Source organism: Arthrobacter sp. NQ7 (genome assembly GCF_029581595.2).
Classification (GTDB): domain Bacteria; phylum Actinomycetota; class Actinomycetes; order Actinomycetales; family Micrococcaceae; genus Arthrobacter; species Arthrobacter phenanthrenivorans_B.
Genome location: NZ_JARFXU020000007.1, coordinates 123,260 through 145,645 on the forward strand (window position 1 = coordinate 123,260; position 22,386 = coordinate 145,645).

Here is a 22,386-nt window from a genome sequence, read left to right on the forward strand (position 1 = left end):
AAAAATGGTGCCGAACCGGATACGCCTCTCGGCGGTAGGCCGCTCTAGGCGGCTAATTGTTGAAGCCCGGGGGTTTCGCGGCTCGGCACCGGTTTCAGTCTTCTACTTCGTCCGGCCCAAGTCAATCTTGACAGCGGCGGCCGGCGTCGTCCCCGAATGGCGCTCCGGGGACTGGAAAGGTATCAGTCCAGCTCACCCAGGCGCCACGCGTTGGCGGCGTGTTCCAGGTCTTCGGCGGTCTTCACCAGTTGGTGCGAGTTGCGGGTCAGTTTGCTGGCATGTGCCTCGTTGGCGTGCTCGGCGCCGTCGGCGAGGGTGGCCTGTCCCAGGGCAACGACGCGGCAAAAGGCTGCGGAACGTTCCAGGGCGACGTCGAAATCGCCGTCGAACGCGCCGGAAAGGATGGCATCGGCCATGGTACGCATTTCATCAGCGCCCGGCGGTTCGGCGGCGCCGGCCACCACGTTGGAGACCTGCGCCGTGTCCCTGCCCGCACGGAAGTAGACGGAGATCCGTTCGGGGTCCTGGACGGTGGCGGCGCGGAGGGCGTAGAGCCGCCACAGGGCGCCGGGGAGGGAGCGGGCAGGGCTTTCCGCCCACATCTCGGCGATGGCATCCAGCCCTTGTTCGTCGGCAAGCTTCACCAGGCGCTCGGTGATCACGGGATCGTCGCTGTCGCGGCCATGGCGGACCAGGGCCTGGGCGGCAAGGTGGGCGGCCTCGGAAACCCGGGCGGGGTCGGCCCCGCCGGCGAAGGGCTCGAAGTCCATCGGTGCGAAAGGTTTGGGCTTGTGGTGCCGGTTGCCGCCGCCGTAAGGACTGGTTCCTGCTTGCTCGCTCATGCCCCCCACGCTACTCCTGTGCCGCAGCGGAAATCGAGCATCCGCCGGACCATCCGGGGATGCACGGTGTGAGGCGCGGAAAAGGAGTCTTCGGGCTGCGGCAAGTGCCGTGACCGGGTGGCAGGAATGCACGACGCCGGAGCCCGGGATATGTGACAAAGCCGCCGGAAGCATGGGTTAGAGTATTAACGTCCAGAAATGGATTGGGCCGAACGGGTGGACACTACGTGTCTGACCGGCCGGCAGGGGCCTTTAGCTCAGTTGGTAGAGCATCGGACTTTTAATCCGTGGGTCGTGGGTTCGAGCCCCACAGGGCCCACCCACACGAATTCGCGGTGTCCGCCCGGCGTCAGGGCGGACACCCTTTTTGTTTCCGAAGCCGTCCCGAAGCCCTTATCCGGACACAACGGTCCCGTTCCGCGGCAGCCCGCCCGGGAATGAGATCGGAACGGCTGCCGCACGCCCCGGATCAGGACCATCCATCGCCTGGACATGCAGATGCGGTTCCGTGCTGTTGCCCGAGTTGCCGCATCCGCCGATCACGTCCCCAGGCACCACCCGCTGCCCCGGGTGGACACCGACGCTCCCGCACCGCAGATGGCACAGGGCGACGAACACCCCAAGGCGTTCGATCACCACATGGTTGCCGGCCAGGCCCAGCCAGCCCGCCCGCACCCTCCCTGCCTGGGTGACCGCGTAGCCGATTGACGGGAAGCCGCGGAAGGCTGCATGGTCCGGCTCCCCGTCGTGGGCGGCGTGCACCGTCCCGGAGACCGGCGCCAGGATGGCCCTGCCAAAGCCCACGAAGCGGTCCGGCGGCTGGGGCCGGAACAACGCAGCCAGGGTGATTGGCGCCGAACGCGCGTCCCGGTCCACAGGCGTGAAATCGATGGCATGGCTAGTCGCAAACAACCGCGTCCCGTGGCTGGGCACGCGGTTGGCCGGAGAGTTCTGCACCGCCAGGTTCCCGTGAACGGGTAGTCCAGCTCCACGGATCTGCCGGGGCCTTCAGCTGGCGGGGTCGTACGCGAAGGCGCGTACCTCCTGTGCGCAGCGGCAGGCTGCCGCCATCTTCGCGGCCCACTGCAGCGCGGCGTCGTAGGTGGGAAGTTCCAGTACCGCGTAGCCGCCTTCTATCTGCGCCGTCTGGGGATAGGTGCCTTCACGCACCGTTCCGCCGCCGTCCACCATGACGGGTGGAACGCCCTCGTCAATGCCGCCGCCAAAAACCCAGACGCCGGCGTCCTTCGCGTCCTGCACCACGGCGTGCGCGGCATCCGCTACTTCCTGCAGGCCGCCGTCGGGAATGTCCATGGCGCCGCTGGGGAACGAGATCAGGTACTTGGTCATGCCGCCGGGCTCCTTCTTTACAGGCGCGGGATCACCCCCATCCTTCCCCCCGGGCACGGGCCGCGCAAGGCTCCAAAAGCCGCTGCTCCGCACGAAGCCGCTGTGGTTTCCGGCATGTGCCGCATGCCGGAAACACGCCAACAGGCACAATAGGCACATGCCGAAAACCAGCAAGGGCCGGATGCCGCGCCTGGAAGACGTGGCCAAGGTGGCCGGCGTCTCGCACCAGACTGTCTCCCGCGTGGTGAACAACCACCCCAATGTCAGCAAAGCGACGCGCGAAAAAGTCGAGGCTGCCATTGCCGAACTGGGGTACCGGCGCAACACCGCGGCCCGGAGCCTGGTTACTCGGCGCTCGCAGACCATCGGCGTGCTGGCCAGTGAACTGTCCCAGTACGGCCCGGCCAACACCCTGCTGGGGGTTGAGCAGGCGGCCCGCAACGCCGGGTACTTTGTCAGCATCGCCGCGCTCCGGGAAGTCAGCCGGGAGGCGATCTCCAACGCCGTGGGCCACTTCATGGACCAGGCCGTGGACGGGATTGCCGTCCTGGTGCCGCATGCGGACACCGTTGACGTACTCGAGCAGCTGAACCTTCCCGTGCCCGTGGTGGCCGTGGGTTCCACCGGCAGCGCCTCGGTCAGCGGCGCAATGGTGGACCAGCGCGCGGGCGCCCTGCTCGCCGTCGAACACCTCATCAAGGAAGGGCACCGGAAGATCGGCCACGTTGCCGGGCCGCCGGACTGGACGGACGGCGCCGAACGTGCGGAGGGGTGGCGGGCGGCCCTGCGGGAGGCCGGCCTGGACGAATCCCTGCTGGTCGAGGGCGACTGGAGCGCGGGCAGCGGCTACGCCATCGGCCGCCGGCTGGCGTCAGGCCTGACGGCCACGGCCATTTTCGTGGGCAACGACCAGATGGCCCTGGGCCTGCTGCGCGCGTTCACCGAGGCAGGGGTCAAGGTGCCCGACGACGTCTCCGTGGTGGGCTTCGACGACCAGCCGGAAGCGGGGTACTTCACGCCGCCGCTGACCACTGTCCGCCAGGACTTCGAGGAACTGGGGCGCCGCTGCATGGACATCATGCTCAAGGAGATCGAGTCCGGTGCCGCTGTGAGCTCCACCGTGGTTCCGCCCGAACTGGTCCTGCGGGCCAGCACCGCCGCCCCCGCCCCATAGGCGGAAGAAAGAAGCCAAAAAAATCTCCATGAATCTGCATCCAAATCCGGGGCTGCGCCGGTAGTAGGGGTGTCAGCAAAAGACGCCCGGCAGCCGGGCCGCTCAAGGAGATGGACATGCGCAACACAATCTTCACCGCAGGTGCCGGTGCAGCAGCCATTGCAGCCGCAATCGCTCTTGCAGGCCCAGCCCACGCAGCAGACGGGGACGCGCAGCTTTCCGTGCTGCATGGCGTCCCCGGACTGACCGTGGACGTCTGGGTCAACGGCGAACGCACCCTGGATGACTTCACTCCCGGAACCCTCGCCGGACCGCTGGCCCTCCCGGCCGGCACGTACAACATCGCCATCACGGCAGCGGACGCCGCAGACGCTTCCGCACCGGCGATCGGCCCCGTCAGCGTCAACCTTGCCGCCAACGGAAATTACACCGCCGCCGCGCACCTCGGTGCCGATGGCAAACCCACGGCCAGCCTGTTCACCAATGACGTGTCCCAGATACCCGCAGGCAAGGGCAAACTGACGGTCCGGCACGCAGCCGCTGCCCCCGCCGTCGACGTCCTGGCCGGCGGCACCGCCGTCATCAGCAACCTGGCCAACCCCAATGAAAAGACCCTGACCCTCGACGCCGGCACGGTCCCTGCCGCGGTTGCCGCCGCTGGCACCACCACCCCGGTGCTCGGCCCCGCGGACGTGGCGGTCACCGAAGGAACGCACACCATCGTCTACGCCTGGGGCAGCCTGCAGGACCAGAACCTGAAGCTCGCCGTGCAGACCATCGACGGACTGCATTCCGCCCCGGGTTCGGTTCCCGGTGCCCTTAACGGTTCAGCGGATGCCGGCGGTGCGGGCCCGGCCGTTGCCACTGCCGGCTTCGGCCTGGCGGCACTGGCCCTCCTGGCCGGAGCGGTCGGCGTGGCCCGCGCCGTCAGGACCCGGCGCGCGGAGCTGTAACGCGGGCGGAAGCTGTTGAAGGACCAGCGCAGGGGAGCCGGCCCGGCAATGCGGGACGGCTCCCCTGACTGCTGGTGAGGATGCGCCGGGTGGCCGCCCGCCCTGGTGGTCCGGCGCCGGATCCGGGTCGCCGGGCACCATTGAGGGTGGCTACCCGGTGCTGAAGGGAGGACAGCAGGCATGAAGACAGGCACGACGCCGGCAGGAACGGACCGCCGCCGTTCCCCGGGCGCTGCGGCGGCGGTGCTTGCTGCCGCACTGGTTCTTTCGGGCTGCGGTCCGGCCGGTACCGCCGGGACTGCGGGCCCCGCCGGCGCCGGTGAGACGGCCCCCGTCCCACCGGCCGCCGGTTCCCCGGCCCCTGCGACCGCCGCCCCGTCCCCGGCCGGCGCTGCCGCGCCTTCACCGGCAGCTGTTACCCCGCCGGCCGTTCCTTCGCCCGCTGTTCCCTCGACCAGCGCCATCCAGATCCGGCCGGCGACTCCGCCGCCCGCCCCCCGGTCCGTCCCGGCCCCCACGTCACTCTCGGTGTCCGGGACCTCCATCAGCATGCCCGTGGTACCTGCCGGAGTATCAGGCGGCGGGGCGATGGAGATACCCGACGTGTTCGACCGTGCCGCCTGGTACAAATTCGGTCCCGCCCCCGGGGCAGCCGAAGGCACCGCCGTCATCGCCGGCCATATCGACACCACCTCCGACAGGGCGCCGTTCTCGGCGCTGAAGTCCCTTGCGGCCGGAACACTGATCCGGGTGGGCCGCGAGGATGCCCCGGCGCTCACCTACCGGGTGGTGCGCGTGGAACTGATGGCCAAGGACAGATTCGACTCCGGCTCGGTGTTCCGCCGCCACGGTCCACACGAACTCAAGCTGGTCACCTGCGGCGGCCGGTGGCTGGACGAGCGCATGGACTACAGCGACAATGTGATTGTCACTGCTGCCCCTGCATAAGCGGTGACCAGCATGTTTCTCGTCACCGAAGCCGGGAAGGAGTTGCCTGTGACATCGCCCGGGCACGCCTCCCGCGGATGGGACGACGGTCTGACCGCCTCCTTCCTGGCCGGCGACGAGAGGGCGCTGGCAGCGGCGTACCGCGAGTTCGCGACACTGGTGCACACCCTGGCGCTGCGGTCCCTTCCGGACCGTGCCGCCGCAGACGATGTGACCCAGGAGGTCTTTATCCGTGTGTGGCGCTCGCGGGCCACGTTCAATCCCGAGGTCGCCAGGCTCCCTGCCTGGATCGTGGGGATCACCCGCAACGCCATCGCCGATGCGCAGCAGGCGTGGACCCGCGAGGCCCGCAAGGCCCTTGCCGCCGCCGGTGCAGGCATGGCCGGCGAGACAGGAGCTGGAACAGAGGCAGCCGAAATGCTTGCTGACCGGCTGCTCCTGGACGGCGAACTGGAACGGCTGGGCGAGCCGCAGGGCTCCATCATGAAGCTTGCCTTCTACGAGGACCTGACGCACGAACAGATCTCGCGGAAACTTGGCCTGCCCCTTGGTACCGTCAAGAGCCACATCCGCCGCAGCCTGACCCACCTGAGAAGCAGATTGGAGGTAGACCATGCCGCATCTTGATCCGGAACAGTTGAGCCTCCTGGCCCTGTACGAAGGATGGGACGACCCGGAAGGCCGGGAGCACCTGCGGGCGTGCCCCGAATGCGCTGCCGACTATGCCGCCCTGCGCCGCACCGTGGAAGCGGTCAGGACCGCGCCCGACACGAGCAGGCTCTCCATGCCCGGCCCGGCGGTCTGGGCGGGAATCCATCGCGAACTCGGCCTGGACGAGTCCCTGCGGGAGGACCCCCTGGCAGTGGACGCGGCCGGGAAGGGACGCGGCGGCCCATCCTTCGGTTCCGCCGCCGGCTCCGCCCCGGGCCCTGGCGCCGACGCACCGGGCCCAGTGCCGCCGTCGAACGTTGTCCCTTTCCGCGGGCAGGCCAAAGCCGCGTGGTGGCGGCATCCCGGCCCCTGGCTGGCCGCCACGGCTGCTGCCGTGCTGGTGGCTTTCGGCGGGATCTGGGCGCTGAACCGTCCCCAGCCCCAGCAGCTGGCGGCCGCCCAGCTGGAGCCGCTGCCGCAGCATTCGGCGGCAGGCTCGGCCAAGGTGGTGGCAGCTCCGGATGGCTCGCGCAACCTGCAGGTCACCCTGGACAAGGATGAAGCGAGGGGTTACCAGGAGGTGTGGCTCATCGCCCCGGACCTGTCCCGGCTGGTCAGCCTCGGCGTCATGAATTCCACGTCGGGGACATTCCAGGTTCCCGCCGGTCTTGACCTCTCGCAGTACCCGGTGGTGGACGTGTCGGACGAGCCCGTGGACGGCAACCCGGCCCACTCCAGCGTGAGCATCGCCAGGGGCACCCTTACATCCTGAGGGACGCCCGCGCCCACCCCGTGAACCGGCCCCACTGGGCAACGGCCGCGGCCACCAGCAGCGCCGCGGCCGCATGCAGGTAGAGCATCAGGTGCAGCGAGTGGGCTGCAGGGACGGCTGGCGACGACGGTACGTCCGGCGCCGGGAGTCCGCCATGCATGTGGTCCGGCAACGGGACAGCGCCGGCTGTCGAGAAGGCTGCGAACGCCAGGTGCAGCAGTTGTTGGGCGGCGGCGGATGCCACCAGGATGGCCCAGCCCGGAAGGCGTGCCGGCGCCAGGCGTTGCAGGAGCACCGCGGACAGTCCCAGAAGCGCCGCCAGCGCCACCACGACAGGGACTGCCGGCGACAGGCCTCCGCCGCCAAGGTGTGCGGCCAGCCCAAGGCCAGCGGCCAGCGGCCCTGCGGGCCAGGCGGAGGCACCACCCGGCGCTGGATTCCGGGTACGGCCGCGCGGGGTGGATGCCTGCCCGTCGTCCTTCACCCTGCCACTCCTCCCGTGCCCGGTCCTCAACGGTTCCTACCCATCCCGGGAGGAATGAACCCGTGCCGCGGCAGGAACCTAGTGGCCGAAGTGCGCCTGTGGCGCGCCCTCGGGCAGCTGCTCCAGGATGTCCTCCGCCACCTTGCGCACTTTGATGTTCCGGTGGCTCGAAGCCTTGGCCAGGATGGAGAATGCTTCCTGGTAGGAGCACCTGTTCTGCGCCATGATCACCCCGCACGCCACGTTGATGGATGTGCGGCTGTCCAGGGCAGAGCGGAGGTCGGTGGCCAGCGAGCGGGCCGCGTGCAGGTTGACGGCCATCTGCAGGCTCTTGGTTGCCAGTGCCGCAAAGCTCCGTGCTTCAGCAATGACCTGCAGCGGGAAGGCTTTGGCGTCGTGGGCGAAGAAGGCAAGGACAGCGGCGGGCTGGCCCGCTTCGCTGCGGCCGGGGCGCCCGTCTTCCCGGGGGACTGTCGTATCCCCTGGCGGTTCGGGTTCCAACCGCAGCCGCACCGCCAGGGCACTGCCGTAGCCGGCGGACTGCAGCTGGCTGGAGTAACGCTGCCAGCGGAAGTCCCCGTTCCTCTGGAGTACTGCAACGGGGTGGCCGCCGGCCATGACGTCGGTGACCGGGCCTTCAGCTGCCTCCCGTTCCCAATCCAGCAGCCGGACCACTTCCTCGCTGGTGCCCGTGATTGCCGGGCTGCGCTTGGGCTGGTGCAGCACCACTCCGCACCCCACATCCAGTCCCGCGGTCCTGACCACGTGCGCCGCTGAGGCCGCGACCAGCAGGTCCAGCGAGTCTGCAAGGGACTGGGTGCCATTGACCAGGTCGAGCAAAAGGGCCGGGTTCCCTGCCGTGCCGTGGCTGCCTGCAGCGTGCAGCTTCGCGTGGACCCTGGAGCCGGAGGCGGGGGCAAGAGGGCCGGCGACGGCTGGGGGAGAGCCCTTGGTCTCGAAGGACTCCTCGTCGCCGGCCCCGCCTATCACCCGGATCCTTTGGACCGGGAAACCTGGGCCTACCTGTCGTGCGCGCATTGCCAGTCTCACACCCCCTAGTGAGCCAAGTACCGAGAGCCAACAGGCCTTGTCTCTGAGAAAAACTTAAATCCCGGCAAACTCCAGGTGAACGCGTAGCTGGTACCTGTTTTTTCGATTAGGTAGTACTTGGACGTGCGGCCCCAGGGTCCCTAGTGGATGTTGCCGCAGGTCGGACGCGCACGCCCCGTCAACACGGCGGCGAATATCCTCCAGGGCACCGAAAACAAAACTCTTGACTCGGCAAGCCCTTGCTTCAAGAATGTTTCTATAACGTTGTAAAAACCGAACCGAGGATGCCTTTCGTGACCCTGCCACAACCTGCCGCCGCCACCATCACCATCGACCCCTCCTTTACCGTCGGACCCGTCCGCCGCCGCACCTTCGGTGCCTTCGTGGAGCACCTTGGCCGGTGCGTCTACACCGGCATCTTCGAGCCGGACCACCCGGACGCGGACGGGGATGGCTTCCGCAGGGACGTGCTGGAACTGACCCGGGAGCTGGGAGTGTCCACGGTCCGCTACCCGGGCGGCAACTTTGTCTCCGGCTACCGCTGGGAGGACGGCGTGGGCCCGGTGGAGCAGCGTCCGGTGCGCCTTGACCTCGCGTGGCATTCCACGGACCCCAACACGGTGGGCGTGGACGAATTCGCCAAGTGGTCGGCCAAGGCCGGGGTGGAGCCCATGATGGCCGTCAACCTCGGCACCCGCGGCACCCAGGAAGCGCTGGACCTGCTGGAGTACTGCAACATCGACGGCGGCACGGCCTTGTCGGAACAGCGCCGCGCCAACGGCGCGGCAAACGGCTACGGCATCAGGATGTGGTGCCTGGGCAACGAGATGGACGGGCCCTGGCAGATCGGGCATAAGAACGCCCTGGAGTACGGCCGGCTCGCGGCGGACACTGCCCGCGGCATGCGCATGATCGACCCTGGCCTTGAACTCGTGGCCTGCGGCAGCTCGGGGCCCACCATGCCAACGTTCGGCGAATGGGAGCGGGTGGTGCTGTCCGAGACCTACGAACTGGTGGACCTCGTCTCGGCGCACCAGTACTTCGAAGACTTCGGCGACCTCCAGGAACACCTCGCCGCCGGGCACAAGATGGATGCCTTCATCCACGACATCGTCAGCCACATCGACCACGTGAAGTCCGTGAAGAAATCCACCAGACAGGTGAACATTTCCTTCGATGAGTGGAATGTGTGGCACATGAGCCGGGACGAGTCCAAGGTACCCACCGGAAAGAACTGGCCGGTGGCCCCCGTGCTGCTCGAAGACACCTACACGGTGGCCGACGCCGTGGTGGTGGGGGACCTGCTGGTCACGCTGCTCCGGAACACGGACCGCGTCCACTCCGCCAGCCTGGCCCAGCTGGTCAACGTCATCGCGCCCATCATGACCGAACCCGGCGGCCGTGCCTGGAAGCAGACCACCTTCCACCCCTTCGCACTGACCTCCCGGCACGCCTCCGGCACCGTGCTGCGGCTCGCCGTCGAATCCCCGCTGGTCAGCGGCGGCAAGACGGCGGACGTCGCGGCACTGTCCGCCGTCGCCACGTACGACGCCGGCAAGGGCGAGGCAGTGGTGTTCGCCGTCAACCGGTCCGCCGCCGACGCCCTCACGCTGGACGCCGCCGTCGCAGCCCTGGGCAATGTGCGCCTGGTGGAAGCCGTTACCTACGCCAACAAGGACCCCTACTGGCAGGCCAGCGCCGACGATTCCACCTCCGTCCTGCCCTCGGACAACGGAACGGTGCAGGTTGAGGGCGGCCGGCTCACAGCGGAGCTCCCGGCAGTGTCCTGGTCAATGATCCGGCTGGCTGTGGAGGGCTGATCGCCCTGGTGCCGGGCCGCCGCCGTTGCTGTGACGACGGCGGCCCGCAGGTGGGAGGATGGACGGCATGGAACTGCACATCACGGGGGACCCCGCCGCGGACAAGTTGTTGAGTGAGGACGCCTTCGCCCTGCTGACCGGCATGCTGCTGGACCAGCAGGTGACCATGGAGTCCGCCTTCGCGGGGCCGGAGAAAATCAGGACCCGGATCGGTTCGATGGATCCTGGTGCCATCGCCGCACACGATCCCGCCGCGTTCGTGGAGATGTTCAAGGAACGTCCTGCCGTGCACCGCTTCCCCGGGTCCATGGCCGCCCGCGTCCAGGCGCTCGCGGAGGCAGTGGAAAGCGACTGGGACGGCGACGCCGCCGCCATCTGGACCAAGGGCTCGCCGGACGGTGCCGAGGTGCTGCGGCGGCTCAAGGCCCTGCCCGGCTTCGGGGAGCAGAAAGCCAAAATCTTCCTGGCACTGCTGGGCAAGCAGCGCGGCCTCGACGCGCCCGGATGGCGCGAGGCCGCCGGCCACTACGGTGCGGAAGGCAGCTACCTGTCCGTGGCGGACATCGTGGACCCGGAATCCCTGGCCAAGGTACGGGCCAGCAAGCAGGCGGCCAAGGCCGCGGCGAAAGCAGGAAAAGAACGTTAATGGCAGTCACCATGAACGACGTCGCGAGGGCTGCGGGCGTGTCCCTCAAGACCGTCTCCAATGTCCTGAACGACTACGAATTCATCCGGCCGGCCACCAAGCAGCGCGTGCAGGACGCCATCGCGGAACTGGGCTACGAAGCAAACCTCACGGCCCGCAGCCTCCGGTCCGGCAAGACCTCCATGCTGGGCCTGGTCCTGTCCGACCTCTCCGCCCCGTACTACGCGGAGCTGGCCTCCAAGGTGATGAAGGCCGCCTCCCGCCACGGCTACCGTGTAATGGTGGAACAGTCCGACGCCGAGGCGGACGCGGAACTCGGCGCCCTGCAGGGAACCTTCCGGCAGCTCACCGACGGCCTGCTGTTCACGCCGCTGGTGGCGGACGCCGAGGCCATTGCCGCGCGGGCAGGCACCAAGCCCCTGGTGATGCTCGGCGAGCACATCATGGACCCGCGATTCGACCTGGTCACCATGAAGAACGGGGAAGCCGCGGCAGCGCTGACGGCGCACCTGCTGGCCGGTGGCCGCCGTCGTATTGCCGTGATCGGAGCGAACCCCGCGGAATCTTCCGGGAGCGCGGGCCTGCGCCTGAACGGCTACCGTAAGGCACTCGAGGACGCCGGCATCCCGTTCGACCCCGCCCTGGTGGCGCCTGCCGAGTGGCGCCGGGACACCGGGGCTGCCGCCGTGGCCGGGCTCCTGGCGGCCGGCGTGACGTTCGACGCCGTCTTTGGCCTCAACGACGTGCTGGCACTCGGCGCCCTGCACGAACTGCTGATCCGCGGCGTCAACGTGCCGGCGGACGTGGCCGTCGCCGGGTTCGATGACATCGACGAAGCCCGGTTCGCGTCGCCCTCCCTGACCACTGTCTCGCCCGGCATGGAGGAGATCGCCGAACGCTCCATCGGCCTGCTGCTGGACCGGATCGCCGGGCGCGAAACCGCAGCACAGGGTGTGCACGTGGAGGCCGGGTTCGAGCTGAGGATCCGGGAGTCCGCCCCCTAGATTCCGGGTATGCAGGTTTTGTCCGCGCCGGCGGCGGGTACAGCCATGGCACCGGTTCACGATTCGGAAAGGTGCCCCCGTGATTGCCCTCCTGGTCATCGACATGCAGAACGCCTTCTTTGAGACACCGGAACTGGCAGCCCAGCAGGAACGGGTGGTCAGCGAGTGCAACCGCCTGCTGGAGGGGTTCAGGGCGGCCGGACACAAGGCGCTCCTGGTGGGCACCGAGCATGAACGGGACAAGTCCACCTGGACCCTGAGCATGCTGGACGACGACCAGGGGTTCATCTTCCGCGGCAGCGGGCAGGCCCAATCGGTGCCGGGCCTCATCACCGACGACCTGCCCCAGCTGAACAAGACCAGGGACAGCGCCTTCGTGGGCACCAACCTGCTGGCACGGCTCCGGAACTGGGATGCCGGCGAAGTGGTGCTGGCCGGCGTCTCAACGCACAACTGCATCGCCCAGACCGGGGCGGACGCCTTCGCGCACAACATCCGCGTGACTTATGCCAGGGACGCGATGGCCTCGGAAGCCGACCAGGACGCCGCCGACATGCTCCGCATCCTGTCCGCCACCTACCGCCAGCCTGTCCAGTCCAGCGACGAGATCCTTGCCCGGCTCACTGAAGCCGGGGTCGGAACGGAATCCAGCCTTTCTTGATGCCCTCGAAACGTGGCGGAAACCTGACCGGCCTACGCTGTCAACACGCCCCGCACCGTCGAAGGGAACCCCATGCACCTGATGCCGCGTGAGCAGGAAAAGCTCCTGATCGTGGTGGCCGCCGACCTCGCCCGCCGGCGGCAGGCCCGAGGCCTCAAGCTCAACTACCCCGAGGCCGTCGCCATCATCAGCTATGAACTGATCGAAGGGGCCCGCGACGGCCGCACCGTGGCCGACCTCATGAGTTACGGCACCACCCTGCTCACGCGCGCGGACGTCATGGAGGGAGTGCCCGAAATGATCCACGATGTCCAGATCGAGGCCACGTTCCCCGACGGCACCAAGCTCGTCACCGTCCACAACCCCATCCGCTAAGGAGCGCCGCCATGATCCCAGGGGAGTACGTCCTCCGGCCGGAACCCGTGACGGCCAACGCCGGGCGGGAAGCCATCGAGGTGGCCGTGACCAACACCGGCGACCGGCCGGTCCAGGTGGGTTCGCATTTCCACTTCGCCGAGGCCAATTCAGCCCTGGCCTTCGACCGTCATGCCGCCTACGGCCGCCGGCTGGACATTCCCGCAGGGACTGCCGCCCGGTTTGAGCCGGGCGACTCCCGCGTCGTCCGGCTGATTGACCTGGCCGGGCGCCGGGAGGTGTTCGGCCTCAGCAACGCCGTCAACGGAAAGCTCGACGGCGGCGCCCGCCGGGGCGGTTCCGGCACGGAAGGGGACACCCAGTGAGTTTCGAGATTTCCCGCAGGCAGTACGCCGACCTGTACGGCCCCACCACCGGGGACAAGATCCGCCTGGCGGACACGGAGCTGTTCCTCGAAGTCGAGAAGGACCTCACCGCCTACGGCGAGGAAGTGGTGTTCGGCGGCGGCAAAGTGATCCGCGACGGCATGGGCCAGAACGGCCAGGCGGTCCGCGACGGTGACGGTTCCGGCGACGGTGTGCCGGACACCGTCATCACCAACACCGTGATCCTGGACTACACCGGCATCTACAAAGCGGACATCGCCCTTCGGGACGGGCACATCGTCAAGATCGGCAAGGCCGGAAACCCCCAGATCACCGACGGCGTGGACATCGTGATCGGCGCCAGCACCGAAATCATCGCCGGGGAACGCAAGATCCTCACCGCGGGCGGCATCGACACCCACATCCACTTCATCTCTCCGGACCAGGTGCCCACCGCCCTGGCCAGCGGCGTGACCACCATGATCGGCGGCGGCACCGGACCCGCCGAAGGTACCAAAGCCACCACCGTGACTCCGGGGAAGTGGCACATCCAGCGGATGCTGCAGGCCGCCGAAGGACTGCCCATGAACATCGGCCTGTTCGGCAAAGGCCACGCGTCCGCCGTCGAACCCCTCGCGGAGCAAATCCGCGCCGGCGCCATCGGACTGAAAGTCCACGAGGACTGGGGCGCCACCACCTCCTCCATCGACACCTCCCTGCACGTGGCCGACGAATACGACGTGCAGGTGGCCATCCACACCGACACCCTCAACGAGTGCGGCTTCGTGGAAGACACCATCCGCGCCATCGACGGCCGCGTCATCCACACCTTCCACACCGAAGGTGCCGGCGGCGGCCACGCCCCGGACATCATCAAGATCGCCGGGATGCCCAACGTCCTGCCCGCCTCCACCAACCCCACACTGCCCTACACGCGGAACACCATCGAAGAGCACCTGGACATGCTCATGGTCTGCCACCACCTCAACCCCGACATCCCCGAGGACGTGGCCTTCGCCGACTCCCGCATCCGGGCAGAAACCATCGCCGCCGAGGACGTCCTGCAGGACCTGGGCATCTTCTCCATCACCTCCTCCGACTCCCAGGCCATGGGCCGGGTGGGCGAAGTGATCACCCGCACCTGGCAGGTGGCGGACAAGATGAAGAAGCAACGCGGCGTCTTGGAAGCGCCCGACGGCGGTGTCCACGGTTCCGAGGGCAGCGACAACTTCCGGCTCAAGCGCTACGTGGCCAAATACACCATCAACCCCGCCGTCGCGCAGGGCATTGCCGACACCGTCGGCTCCGTCGAGGAAGGAAAGTTCGCGGACCTTGTGCTGTGGGACCCGGCGTTCTTCGGCGTCAAACCCGAACTGGTCCTCAAAGGCGGCCAGATCGCCTACGCCCTGATGGGGGACGCCAACGCCTCCATCCCCACCCCGCAGCCGCGCACCATGCGGCCCATGTTCGCCACGTTCGGCAAAGCGGTGCAGCAGTCCTCCATCACCTTCCTGTCCCAGGCCGCCATCGACGCCGGGGTGCCCGAAGAACTGGGCCTCGGGAAGGTCATCCGGCCCGTGTCAGGGATCCGGAACCTCACCAAGGCCGACCTCAAATACAACGACGCCACCCCGGACATCCAGGTGGACCCGGAAACCTACCAGGTGACCGTCGACGGGGAAGACGTCACCTGCGAACCCTCCGACGTGCTGCCCATGGCCCAGCGCTACTTCCTGTTCTAGAACTCCGGAGAAACCACGTGATCATCGACAAAATCCTCGGCAACCTGCACGAAATGCCCGATGCCGACCTCGCCGCCTACGCCGGACTCCACCGCGAAAAAGTGGTCCTCCCCAGCACCTCGCTGGTCAAACGAATCCAGCGCGCCACCACCGACCATGGCAAGGAAATCGGCATCCGCCTCCCCGCCGGCTCCGGCGACCTCCGCGACGGCGACATCCTGCATGTTGAAGAGTCCAACATGATCGTGGTGTCCGTCCTGCCTACCGACGTCCTGGTCATCGCACCCCGCACCATCCACGAAATGGGCGTCACCGCACACTCCCTCGGCAACCGGCACCTCCAGGCACAGTTCTTCGATGCGTCCTCGGAGTATGAAGCAGACGTCATGGTGTGCGCCTACGACCACACCGTCGAGGACTACCTCCGCCACAACTCCGTGCCCTACACCCGCCAGGAACGCGTCATGCCTGTGCCTTTCCGCCATGCTGAACACTCGCACTAATAGGCCCGTCGCCGCGCTGCGCGCTCCTCGAGGTGTTCGGGTTGGCTGCGCCGCCCCGGGATGGGGGCCGTGCCCGCTTCGCGGTGCCCGCCACGCCGCGGCCCCCATCCCCGGGCGTCGCTTGGGTTCGTCGCCTTGGGTGCGCCTTTCGTGAGCGGGTATCAGCTTGCTCTTCAACAGCTCACTGACTCTGCGCTTCCTACTGGGGCTTTTGCTCACTCCCTTGGGTTTGAGACGTACATCGAGCGGGAGCTCGTTTTTGATGAAGTGTCATTTGGAAACTGGCTCTCGGCTTTTGTGGCGCAGTCGCTGACTTATTCGGATGGGTTGGCTGTTCGGCTTCTGTATGAGGGGGGTGATCTTGGGGAGCTGGATTCGCTTTTGTCTGCTTCACTCTTGCCGCGGCAGGTTCGGGAGGCCAGCGTGAAGATGGGCGGCCGGCTGCTCGAGATTGGGGCTGAGGTGTTTCCCTCGCCCGCGCTGGAACTGTACCGGGACCTGGTGGCCACCGGCCGGGCCGCCGGGCACCAGCCGCTCGCGTTCGCCGTCGTCGCCCGCTCTTTGGGCGTGCCGCTGCAGGAGGCGCTCGCCGCCTACCTCTTCGCCACCGCCACCTCCCTGACGCAGAACGCCGTCCGCGCCATCCCCCTCGGCCAAAACGCCGGGCAGCGGGTGCTGCGGAAAGCCCACGACGACGTCGCTGCCGCCATCAACGTGATCGCGCACCTGGCGCCGGACGACCTCGGCGCCGTCACCCCCGGACTGGAAATTGCACAAATGCGGCACGAACGCCAGCGCGCCCGAATGTTCATGAGCTGACCGCCCATGAACCCAAAGGAGGAACACCATGACTGAACCCATCAAAATCGGCATCGGCGGCCCCGTAGGCGCCGGCAAAACCCAGCTCGTGGAACGGCTCACCCGGCACATGAGCGGCAACATCTCCATGGCCGCCATCACCAACGACATCTACACCATCGAAGACGCCAAAATCCTCGCCGCCAACGGCATCCTCCCCGTGGACCGCATCATCGGCGTCGAAACCGGCGGCTGCCCCCACACCGCCATCCGCGAAGACACCTCCATGAACACCGCCGCCATCGAGGAACTCAAAACCCGGCACCCCGACCTGCAGGTCATCTTCGTCGAATCCGGCGGCGACAACCTCTCCGCCACCTTCAGCCCCGAACTCGTCGACTTCTCCATCTACATCATTGACGTGGCCCAAGGCGAAAAAATCCCGCGCAAAGCAGGCCAGGGCATGATCAAGTCCGACCTCTTCATCATCAACAAAACCGACCTCGCCCCCCACGTCGGCGCTGACCTCGCCGTCATGGAACGCGACTCCAAAGAATTCCGCGGCAACAAACCCTTCTGCTTCACCAACCTCAAGACCGACGAAGGCCTGGACAAGGTCATCGAATGGATCCGGCACGACGTCCTGATGCTCGATTTGGCATGAGTACGACGGCGGGAGCGGCACCGGCGGCTTCACCGGATGTAAGGGGCCGTGCCCGCTTCGCGGTGCCCGCCACGCCGCGGCCCCTTACATCCGGCTCCGCCGCCTCAGCGGGTACGTCGCCGATGGGGCGGCTTGAGTTGGGCGTCAGTTCCCGAGGTGGCCGCTCGGTTGCCTCGCACCAGTTCCATGAGGGCGCCCTTCGGGTTTTGCGGCCGCACTATCTCGATGACTCCGGGCAGGTTTGTTATGTCGTCGTGAATCCTGGCGGGGCTTATCTTGGGGCGGACCTTTTCCTGATTGATGTGGAGGTGGGGGACTCTGCTTCTCTGCTGCTGACTACCCAGTCCGCCACCAAGGTTTACCGGACTCCCGGGTCTTTTGCTGAGCAGCGGATGGCTGTCCGGCTGGGGGAGGGGGCGCGGCTGGAGCTCATGCCGGACCAGCTCATCGCCTACCGGGAAGCCAGCTACCGGCAACGCACCCGCGTAACCCTCCGGCCCACCTCAACCCTGGTCATGGCCGAGGTGGTCACGCCGGGCTGGTCACCGGACGGGGCTGCCTTCCGCTATGAGGAGGTCCGGTTGCGGAACGAGGTCTGGGTCGAGGACGGGGAGAGCGCTGCGCAGCTCCTGGCACTGGACAACCTGCTGATCCGGCCACCGCTCGGCGACGTCACCGGGCTTGGCTTCATGGAGGGCTGCAGCCACGTGGGATCGCTCATGGTGGTGGATGCGCGGGTGGACCAGGCGCTCGCCGATGAACTGCACCACCTCACGTCAGGGTTCGATGCCCTCGCCGGAATCTCGCTGACCCGCAACGTCCGGGGAACTGGCGGCCTGGTGCTGCGCGCACTGTCCAACAACACCGGGGAACTGAACCGCCTGCTCACCGCCTGCGCCAATGTCTTGCGGGACCGTTGGTTCGGGCAGGGGCCACTGAACCTGAGGAAGCACTAAGTGGCCGGTATCGCGGCACTGTACCGGCACCGGGACACGCTGCCGCTCCGGACCCGGGTGCTGTGCACCCTCGGTGCCGTGGCCGCCCTGCACGCTGCCGCCGTCGTTCTCCTCCTCGCCGGAAACGCCGGGGCGCCGGGGTCCAAGCCGATGGCCTGGGGCCTGGTCCTCACCGCCTACCTGGCCGGGGTGAAGCACAGCTACGACTGGGACCACCTGGCCGCGATTGACAACTCGACCCGGAAATTCGTGGCCCAGCGGCAGGACCCGGTGAGCGTGGGATTCGCGTTCAGCCTTGGCCACAGCTCCGTCGTGACGCTCGCCGGGGTGCTGGTGATCGCCGGAGCGTCGCTGGTGGGGGGATTCATGCAGGAGGGGACAGCCGGCAATCTGGTGCTCGGGCTGATCGGCAGCGGTGTTTCCGGGCTGTTCCTGCTGGCCATGGGGCTGTTCAACGGCTCGGCCTTCGCCCGGTCCGCTGGTGCCCTCCGCCGCGCCCGGAACGGTGCCGCCGTCAACGCCGGGGATCTCGAGCCGCTGGGCCTGATGGCGCGGCTGCTTGCCCGTCCCCTGTCCAGGGTGCGCCGGCCGCGGAACATCTACGTGGTCGGCTTCCTGTTCGGCCTGGGTTTTGACACCGCCACCACCATCGGGCTGCTGATGGTGACGGCCGCGGCGGCGCTGGCCGGGGTGCCGGCATTCGCCCTGCTCGCGCTGCCCCTGGCCTTTGCCGCCGCAATGACCCTGTGCGATTCCCTGAACGGCATGGCCATGATGCGGATGTACCGCTCGGCCCTGTCCGACCCGCAGCGAAGGCTCGGATTCAACACGCTGGTCACGGGCATCTCGGCCCTGTCAGCACTGGTCATCGCCTGCATCACCCTTGGCGGGTTCCTCCACACGGCCTTTGCCCTGGACGACCCGATGACGGCGTGGCTCGGCTCCATCGATCTGGGCGAGGCCGGCCTTGTGCTGGTGGCGCTGCTGCTGGCCGTGTGGGGCGCAGCGGCGCTGGCAGGCCGGACCCGGAACGGATAGGGCCCGGAACGAAAACGAAAAGTGGGCGCGGTGCCGGCATCCATTGCCGGCACCGCGCCCTCCATTGTGGTGGCCGGCTCCTAGCCGAAATTGGCCACGTAGCTCGGAACTCCGACGGCGGCCGTGGAGACGGGCGCGCCGGTGTCATTGACCACGTGGTCCAGCGTGCCGGCACCCAGGTTCACTGTCAGCAGGCTGTGCAGCTTCACCCCGGGGGTCACGGGGACTTCAAAGCCGCGGGTGGCGTGGATGGTGGGGTCCACGTTGTTGTACACATAGCTGCCGCCGCCCCAGAGTTCGTGGGTTTTGACGGTATCTGCCACCTTGTATCCCGCCCAGCCCAGGACCCCGTCGTGCTGCCAGGCTGCCTGGTTCGGAGCGTCGTAAGGCAGTTCATTCTGGAAGAACACGGTCCTGCCGTTTTCACCGTTCCAGATGACGTTGTACTCCTGGTAGTGCTCCACGAACAGGCCGGTGGCAGTGACGTTGTCACCGTTGATGATGACGCCGTTCCTGCCAGTGTTGCTGGTCCAGCCAACGCCCTTGCCGTGGTCCGCGCGCCAGGCCCAGATGTGGTCCAGGAGCACGTTGTCGCTGTTGACTTCCAGGCTGACCGAGGCTTTGCCCACGTGGGGGCCGCCGATGCGGAAGAACACATCGTGAAGCGTGGTGGGGCTGGCCGGATCGCTGCGGACGGTGGAGTTTGCCGGCCCGCCCCCTGCGCCCGGGATTGCCTTGCCGATGCGCATCAGGGCAGGGGAGCTTACCTCGCCCGCGTCCACGGTGACGGCGGCAATGTCGACGCCGGGAACATCCGCGACGGTCAGGGGTACTGATCCGTTGACGGCGGAAAGAGTTGCCATGCCCAGTCCCATGACCACCGTTCCGGCGTGCTTGACCTCGATGCTCTGGTCACCGTCGTAGACGCCGGGGGTAAGGAGCAGGTTCTTGCCGCGGGCCAGCTGCGCGTTGATGGCCTGCACGGAATCGCCGGGCTTGGCGATGTAGAACTCCTTCAGGGGAATGCTGCGGCCTTCGGTGGGACCGTTTTCCCAGGTTGTCCCTGTTGAGTCCTGCCGGACGGCGGGCACGAACACGCTGTACTGGCCGGCCGGATCGACGGTCAGGTAGGGCTTCTCCCGGCTGATCGGGGTGCTGGCCAGCGTGGTGTATGGCGGGTTCGGGAAGGAATCCGCAGGTGCCCCGTTCACGCCGGAGAAGACCTGGTTCCAGACTCCGTTGGACCAGCTTCCAATGCTGCTGTCGCGCACCAGGTACTGCTGCTGCGAGCCGTTGATGATGGCGCCCGTCTTGGAGTCCGCGATGAAGCCGCCGCTGGCGTATTGCGGGCCGGCGGTGCAGTAGTCCATCAGGGAGAGGTTTCCGCCGGTGATGTTGACCCTGCGCATGGGTGAGGCCTGGGACGCTGCCCAGAAGTTTGCCGAGCTGCGGCAGCCCTCAAGTCCCGTGACGTTGATGGTGAGGTTGGACAGGGAACGCCAGAAGTTGTTCAGTGCGATGCAGTTGTCCGCGGTGAGGCACCGGTTGTAGACGTCCACGTGTCCGTTGATGGTGACATCAGTGGGTGCAGCGCCCAGGCCCGCCACCTCGGTGGAGTAGCCCACCTGGACGATCAGCGGCTCCTCGGGGGTGCCGTAGGTCCCGGGCTTGAACAGCAGGGAGTAGCGCTTTGAGCCCATCTCGTCGTCCACCTGCTGGGCCGCAATGGCGTCCACTGTGGCCTGGATTTGCGCCACCGGCATGCTGGGATCGAAGACGTAGACATTGGACCCGAACGGGCTTTGCGAGGTCTGTGCCGGTGCCGGCGGTGAAGCGGGAGCGTGTACTCCGGGTTTCACGGCCGGCGGCGCCGCCTGCGCCGGAATGGTCCCGCCGGCGGCGGCAAGCCCGATGAGGAGGGCGGTGCTTGCGGCAACGATGCCAGGGTGGTGCCGGCGCTGCGGCGGAAGGGGTCTGGGTGCATCAGGGCGTAAGGATAGCGGCATTGCTGGTCCTGTCAGTGGTGGGGCTGGATGACCCGCGGCGGTTAACCACACGCGGGGTCAGATGGTGGGAGCGCTCCCGTCGGGGAAGCGTAACACCGCACCCGGGGGCCGGCAAGGGAAGTGGGAGCGCTCCTAAATTTTCTTGACAAGAAGTTGTGAGGTGGGACACCATTTGGTGAGAGCGCTCCCACCATGGTCGTCCATCTGTCCGGCCCGGCCGCTCCACTACCTCCCAGCCCCGGCCGCCCGTGCGGTCCGATGGGCACCCTGACGAAGGAGTCTTCCCCCTGTGAAAAACCCCAGCAAGTTCTCCGTGCTTTCGGCCGCCGCCGCGTGCCTTGCCCTGTCGCTCACGGCCTGCGGTTCCTCCGCGCCCGAGAAGTCCGGCGTGAACGGTGCCACCGGATCCGAGGCTGTGACGCTCACCGTCGGCACGTTCAACGAGTTCGGCTACGAAGCGCTCTTCAAGGAATACGAAGCACAGAACCCCAACGTGACCATCCAGCACAAGAAAGCCGCGACCACCAATGAGGCGCGTGACAACCTCACGACGCGCCTCGCCGCAGGCTCGGGCCTGTCCGATATCGAGGCCGTGGAAGTGGACTGGCTTCCCGAACTCCTGCAGTACCCGGACCGCTTCGCGGACCTGGCCGACCCCGCAGTGGAAGGGCGCTGGCTGGACTGGAAGGCCCAGGCCGCCACCACCGCGGACGGCAAGCTGCTTGGCTACGGGACAGACTCCGGCCCCGAGGCCGTCTGCTACAACTCCGAACTCCTCAAGAAGGCCGGCCTGCCCACCGAACGTGGCGAGGTTGCCAAAATGCTGGGTACCTCCTGGGACAGCTACTTCGACGCCGGAAAGAAATTCAAAGCCGCAAACCCCGGTTCCGCCTGGTTCGACTCCGCCGGGGCCATCTACCAAGGCATGAGCAACCAGCTTGAAAAGGTCTATGAGGAGAAAGACGGTTCCGTCATCGCCACGGAGAACCAGCAGGTCAAGGACACCTACAAGCAGGTCCTGAAAGCCTCCACCGAGGACGGCTTGTCCGCCCACCTCAAGCAGTGGAGCGATGACTGGGCCTCCGGTTTCCAGACCGGCGCCTTCGCCACCACGCTCTGCCCGGGCTGGATGCTCGGAGTGATCGAGGGCAACGCGGCCGGGGTCACCGGCTGGGATGTGGCCAACGTCTTCCCGGGAGGTGGCGGAAACTGGGGCGGGTCCTACCTGACCGTTCCCACGCAGGGAGCGCACCAGGCAGAAGCCAAGAAACTGGCCGGTTGGTTGACTGCTCCTGAGCAGCAGATCAAGGCGTTCACCGCTAAGGGCACCTTCCCCAGCCAGAAAGAGGCACTGGAAAGCAGTGAGCTGCTGGGCCAGACGAGCAAGTTCTTCAACGGCGCCCCGACCGGCGAAATCTTCGCCGAGCGGGCCAAGGCCGTTGATGTCACGCCCTTCAAGGGAACCAAGTACTTCGCCATCAATGACGCCATGCAGCAGGCCCTCACCCGGGTGGACGTTGACAAGTCGGACGACGCCGCGTCCTCTTGGGACAAGTTCGTCACCGCAGTGAAGTCCCTCTAGGC

Annotated in this window: 24 protein-coding genes and 1 tRNA gene; 19 read left to right on the forward strand and 6 right to left on the reverse strand. The window is 67.3% G+C overall.

Going from position 1 to position 22,386, the window contains the following annotated elements:
• Positions 1-182: 182 nt before the first annotated feature.
• The gene (locus PUN71_RS10205) at positions 183-842 is read right to left on the reverse strand and encodes a hypothetical protein (protein WP_043449967.1); all 660 of its coding nucleotides are present in this window, start codon (positions 840-842) and stop codon (positions 183-185) included.
• A gap of 246 nt (positions 843-1,088) precedes the next feature.
• Between PUN71_RS10205 and PUN71_RS10210 the strand changes: the two genes are divergently transcribed.
• Positions 1,089-1,161, forward strand: a tRNA-Lys gene (locus PUN71_RS10210).
• Positions 1,162-1,235: 74 nt separating this feature from the next.
• Here PUN71_RS10210 and PUN71_RS10215 read toward each other — a convergent pair.
• Both PUN71_RS10215 and PUN71_RS10220 read right to left on the reverse strand, forming a co-directional pair.
• On the reverse strand, positions 1,236-1,799 hold the full coding sequence (locus PUN71_RS10215; RefSeq protein ID WP_277798297.1) for a M23 family metallopeptidase: 564 nt from the start codon (positions 1,797-1,799) through the stop codon (positions 1,236-1,238).
• 51 nt (positions 1,800-1,850) lie between these two features.
• The gene (locus PUN71_RS10220; RefSeq protein WP_277798298.1) at positions 1,851-2,192 is read right to left on the reverse strand and encodes a YciI family protein; all 342 of its coding nucleotides are present in this window, start codon (positions 2,190-2,192) and stop codon (positions 1,851-1,853) included.
• Positions 2,193-2,349: 157 nt separating this feature from the next.
• Between PUN71_RS10220 and PUN71_RS10225 the strand changes: the two genes are divergently transcribed.
• The 5 genes from PUN71_RS10225 to PUN71_RS10245 all read left to right on the forward strand — a co-directional run bounded on the left by PUN71_RS10225 (position 2,350) and on the right by PUN71_RS10245 (position 6,690).
• Positions 2,350-3,366 carry a LacI family DNA-binding transcriptional regulator gene (locus tag PUN71_RS10225; RefSeq protein ID WP_043449959.1) on the forward strand — a complete coding sequence of 339 codons (1,017 nt, stop codon included), beginning with the start codon at positions 2,350-2,352 and terminating at the stop codon, positions 3,364-3,366.
• A 116-nt stretch (positions 3,367-3,482) separates the two neighbouring features.
• Positions 3,483-4,319, forward strand: coding sequence for a DUF4397 domain-containing protein (locus tag PUN71_RS10230; protein WP_277798299.1), 837 nt, complete (start codon positions 3,483-3,485; stop codon positions 4,317-4,319).
• A 180-nt stretch (positions 4,320-4,499) separates the two neighbouring features.
• Positions 4,500-5,267 carry a class F sortase gene (locus PUN71_RS10235; RefSeq protein WP_277798300.1) on the forward strand — a complete coding sequence of 256 codons (768 nt, stop codon included), beginning with the start codon at positions 4,500-4,502 and terminating at the stop codon, positions 5,265-5,267.
• 12 nt (positions 5,268-5,279) lie between these two features.
• Positions 5,280-5,894: an RNA polymerase sigma factor gene (locus tag PUN71_RS10240; RefSeq protein WP_277798301.1), complete on the forward strand. Its 615-nt coding sequence runs from the start codon at positions 5,280-5,282 to the stop codon at positions 5,892-5,894.
• Positions 5,881-6,690 (forward strand): anti-sigma factor domain-containing protein, encoded by an 810-nt coding sequence (locus PUN71_RS10245; protein WP_277798302.1) that lies wholly within the window; start codon positions 5,881-5,883, stop codon positions 6,688-6,690. The genes PUN71_RS10240 and PUN71_RS10245 overlap by 14 nt, the downstream gene beginning before the upstream one ends.
• Here PUN71_RS10245 and PUN71_RS10250 read toward each other — a convergent pair.
• The gene (locus tag PUN71_RS10250) at positions 6,680-7,174 is read right to left on the reverse strand and encodes a hypothetical protein (protein ID WP_277798303.1); all 495 of its coding nucleotides are present in this window, start codon (positions 7,172-7,174) and stop codon (positions 6,680-6,682) included. The two genes, PUN71_RS10245 and PUN71_RS10250, sit on opposite strands and share 11 nt — an antisense overlap.
• A 78-nt stretch (positions 7,175-7,252) precedes the next feature.
• Positions 7,253-8,164: an ANTAR domain-containing response regulator gene (locus PUN71_RS10255; protein ID WP_277798304.1), complete on the reverse strand. Its 912-nt coding sequence runs from the start codon at positions 8,162-8,164 to the stop codon at positions 7,253-7,255.
• Between the two features lie 344 nt (positions 8,165-8,508).
• On the opposite strand from PUN71_RS10255, the gene arfA reads away from it, so the two are divergent.
• The 12 genes from arfA (at position 8,509) to PUN71_RS10315 (ending at position 18,796) form a co-directional block, all read left to right on the forward strand.
• Positions 8,509-10,044, forward strand: coding sequence for an arabinosylfuranosidase ArfA (arfA, locus tag PUN71_RS10260; protein WP_277798305.1), 1,536 nt, complete (start codon positions 8,509-8,511; stop codon positions 10,042-10,044).
• 58 nt (positions 10,045-10,102) lie between these two features.
• A complete protein-coding gene (locus tag PUN71_RS10265) occupies positions 10,103-10,690 on the forward strand; it encodes an HhH-GPD-type base excision DNA repair protein (RefSeq protein WP_043449944.1) in 588 nt (195 codons plus the stop codon).
• A complete protein-coding gene (locus PUN71_RS10270; protein ID WP_043449942.1) occupies positions 10,690-11,694 on the forward strand; it encodes a LacI family DNA-binding transcriptional regulator in 1,005 nt (334 codons plus the stop codon). The genes PUN71_RS10265 and PUN71_RS10270 overlap by 1 nt, the downstream gene beginning before the upstream one ends.
• Positions 11,695-11,773: 79 nt before the next feature.
• Positions 11,774-12,355 carry a cysteine hydrolase family protein gene (locus PUN71_RS10275; RefSeq protein WP_277798306.1) on the forward strand — a complete coding sequence of 194 codons (582 nt, stop codon included), beginning with the start codon at positions 11,774-11,776 and terminating at the stop codon, positions 12,353-12,355.
• Between the two features lie 72 nt (positions 12,356-12,427).
• Positions 12,428-12,730 (forward strand): urease subunit gamma, encoded by a 303-nt coding sequence (locus PUN71_RS10280; RefSeq protein ID WP_043449939.1) that lies wholly within the window; start codon positions 12,428-12,430, stop codon positions 12,728-12,730.
• Between the two features lie 11 nt (positions 12,731-12,741).
• Positions 12,742-13,095 (forward strand): urease subunit beta, encoded by a 354-nt coding sequence (locus PUN71_RS10285; RefSeq protein ID WP_277798307.1) that lies wholly within the window; start codon positions 12,742-12,744, stop codon positions 13,093-13,095.
• On the forward strand, positions 13,092-14,837 hold the full coding sequence (gene ureC, locus PUN71_RS10290; RefSeq protein WP_277798308.1) for an urease subunit alpha: 1,746 nt from the start codon (positions 13,092-13,094) through the stop codon (positions 14,835-14,837). The genes PUN71_RS10285 and ureC overlap by 4 nt, the downstream gene beginning before the upstream one ends.
• A 17-nt stretch (positions 14,838-14,854) precedes the next feature.
• Complete coding sequence (gene ureE / locus PUN71_RS10295; protein ID WP_043449932.1) at positions 14,855-15,340, forward strand: urease accessory protein UreE; 486 nt, start codon at positions 14,855-14,857, stop codon at positions 15,338-15,340.
• 150 nt (positions 15,341-15,490) lie between these two features.
• Positions 15,491-16,159 (forward strand): urease accessory protein UreF, encoded by a 669-nt coding sequence (locus tag PUN71_RS10300; RefSeq protein WP_277798309.1) that lies wholly within the window; start codon positions 15,491-15,493, stop codon positions 16,157-16,159.
• A gap of 28 nt (positions 16,160-16,187) precedes the next feature.
• On the forward strand, positions 16,188-16,802 hold the full coding sequence (gene ureG / locus PUN71_RS10305; protein ID WP_277798310.1) for an urease accessory protein UreG: 615 nt from the start codon (positions 16,188-16,190) through the stop codon (positions 16,800-16,802).
• A gap of 122 nt (positions 16,803-16,924) precedes the next feature.
• A complete protein-coding gene (locus tag PUN71_RS10310; RefSeq protein WP_277798343.1) occupies positions 16,925-17,758 on the forward strand; it encodes an urease accessory protein UreD in 834 nt (277 codons plus the stop codon).
• Positions 17,759-18,796: a HoxN/HupN/NixA family nickel/cobalt transporter gene (locus PUN71_RS10315; RefSeq protein WP_277798311.1), complete on the forward strand. Its 1,038-nt coding sequence runs from the start codon at positions 17,759-17,761 to the stop codon at positions 18,794-18,796. It abuts the gene before it with no gap.
• Positions 18,797-18,876: 80 nt separating this feature from the next.
• Here PUN71_RS10315 and PUN71_RS10320 read toward each other — a convergent pair whose 3' ends face one another.
• Positions 18,877-20,802 (reverse strand): pectate lyase-like domain-containing protein, encoded by a 1,926-nt coding sequence (locus PUN71_RS10320; protein WP_277798312.1) that lies wholly within the window; start codon positions 20,800-20,802, stop codon positions 18,877-18,879.
• A 289-nt stretch (positions 20,803-21,091) separates the two neighbouring features.
• On the opposite strand from PUN71_RS10320, the gene PUN71_RS10325 reads away from it, so the two are divergent.
• Positions 21,092-22,384, forward strand: coding sequence for an ABC transporter substrate-binding protein (locus tag PUN71_RS10325; RefSeq protein ID WP_277798313.1), 1,293 nt, complete (start codon positions 21,092-21,094; stop codon positions 22,382-22,384).
• Positions 22,385-22,386: the final 2 nt, after the last annotated feature.

Bases quoted from the DNA above. Each gene is read 5' to 3' on its own strand.
- PUN71_RS10205 (WP_043449967.1), bottom strand. From the start codon at position 842: ATGAGCGAGCAAGCAGGAACCAGTCCTTACGGCGGCGGCAACCGGCAC.
- PUN71_RS10220 (WP_277798298.1), bottom strand. From the start codon at position 2,192: ATGACCAAGTACCTGATCTCGTTCCCCAGCGGCGCCATGGACATTCCC.
- PUN71_RS10225 (WP_043449959.1), top strand. From the start codon at position 2,350: ATGCCGAAAACCAGCAAGGGCCGGATGCCGCGCCTGGAAGACGTGGCC.
- PUN71_RS10230 (WP_277798299.1), top strand. From the start codon at position 3,483: ATGCGCAACACAATCTTCACCGCAGGTGCCGGTGCAGCAGCCATTGCA.
- PUN71_RS10235 (WP_277798300.1), top strand. From the start codon at position 4,500: ATGAAGACAGGCACGACGCCGGCAGGAACGGACCGCCGCCGTTCCCCG.
- PUN71_RS10240 (WP_277798301.1), top strand. From the start codon at position 5,280: ATGTTTCTCGTCACCGAAGCCGGGAAGGAGTTGCCTGTGACATCGCCC.
- PUN71_RS10245 (WP_277798302.1), top strand. From the start codon at position 5,881: ATGCCGCATCTTGATCCGGAACAGTTGAGCCTCCTGGCCCTGTACGAA.
- arfA (WP_277798305.1), top strand. From the start codon at position 8,509: ATGCCTTTCGTGACCCTGCCACAACCTGCCGCCGCCACCATCACCATC.
- PUN71_RS10265 (WP_043449944.1), top strand. From the start codon at position 10,103: ATGGACGGCATGGAACTGCACATCACGGGGGACCCCGCCGCGGACAAG.
- PUN71_RS10270 (WP_043449942.1), top strand. From the start codon at position 10,690: ATGGCAGTCACCATGAACGACGTCGCGAGGGCTGCGGGCGTGTCCCTC.
- PUN71_RS10280 (WP_043449939.1), top strand. From the start codon at position 12,428: ATGCACCTGATGCCGCGTGAGCAGGAAAAGCTCCTGATCGTGGTGGCC.
- PUN71_RS10285 (WP_277798307.1), top strand. From the start codon at position 12,742: ATGATCCCAGGGGAGTACGTCCTCCGGCCGGAACCCGTGACGGCCAAC.
- ureG (WP_277798310.1), top strand. From the start codon at position 16,188: ATGACTGAACCCATCAAAATCGGCATCGGCGGCCCCGTAGGCGCCGGC.
- PUN71_RS10310 (WP_277798343.1), top strand. From the start codon at position 16,925: ATGGGGCGGCTTGAGTTGGGCGTCAGTTCCCGAGGTGGCCGCTCGGTT.
- PUN71_RS10320 (WP_277798312.1), bottom strand. From the start codon at position 20,802: ATGCCGCTATCCTTACGCCCTGATGCACCCAGACCCCTTCCGCCGCAG.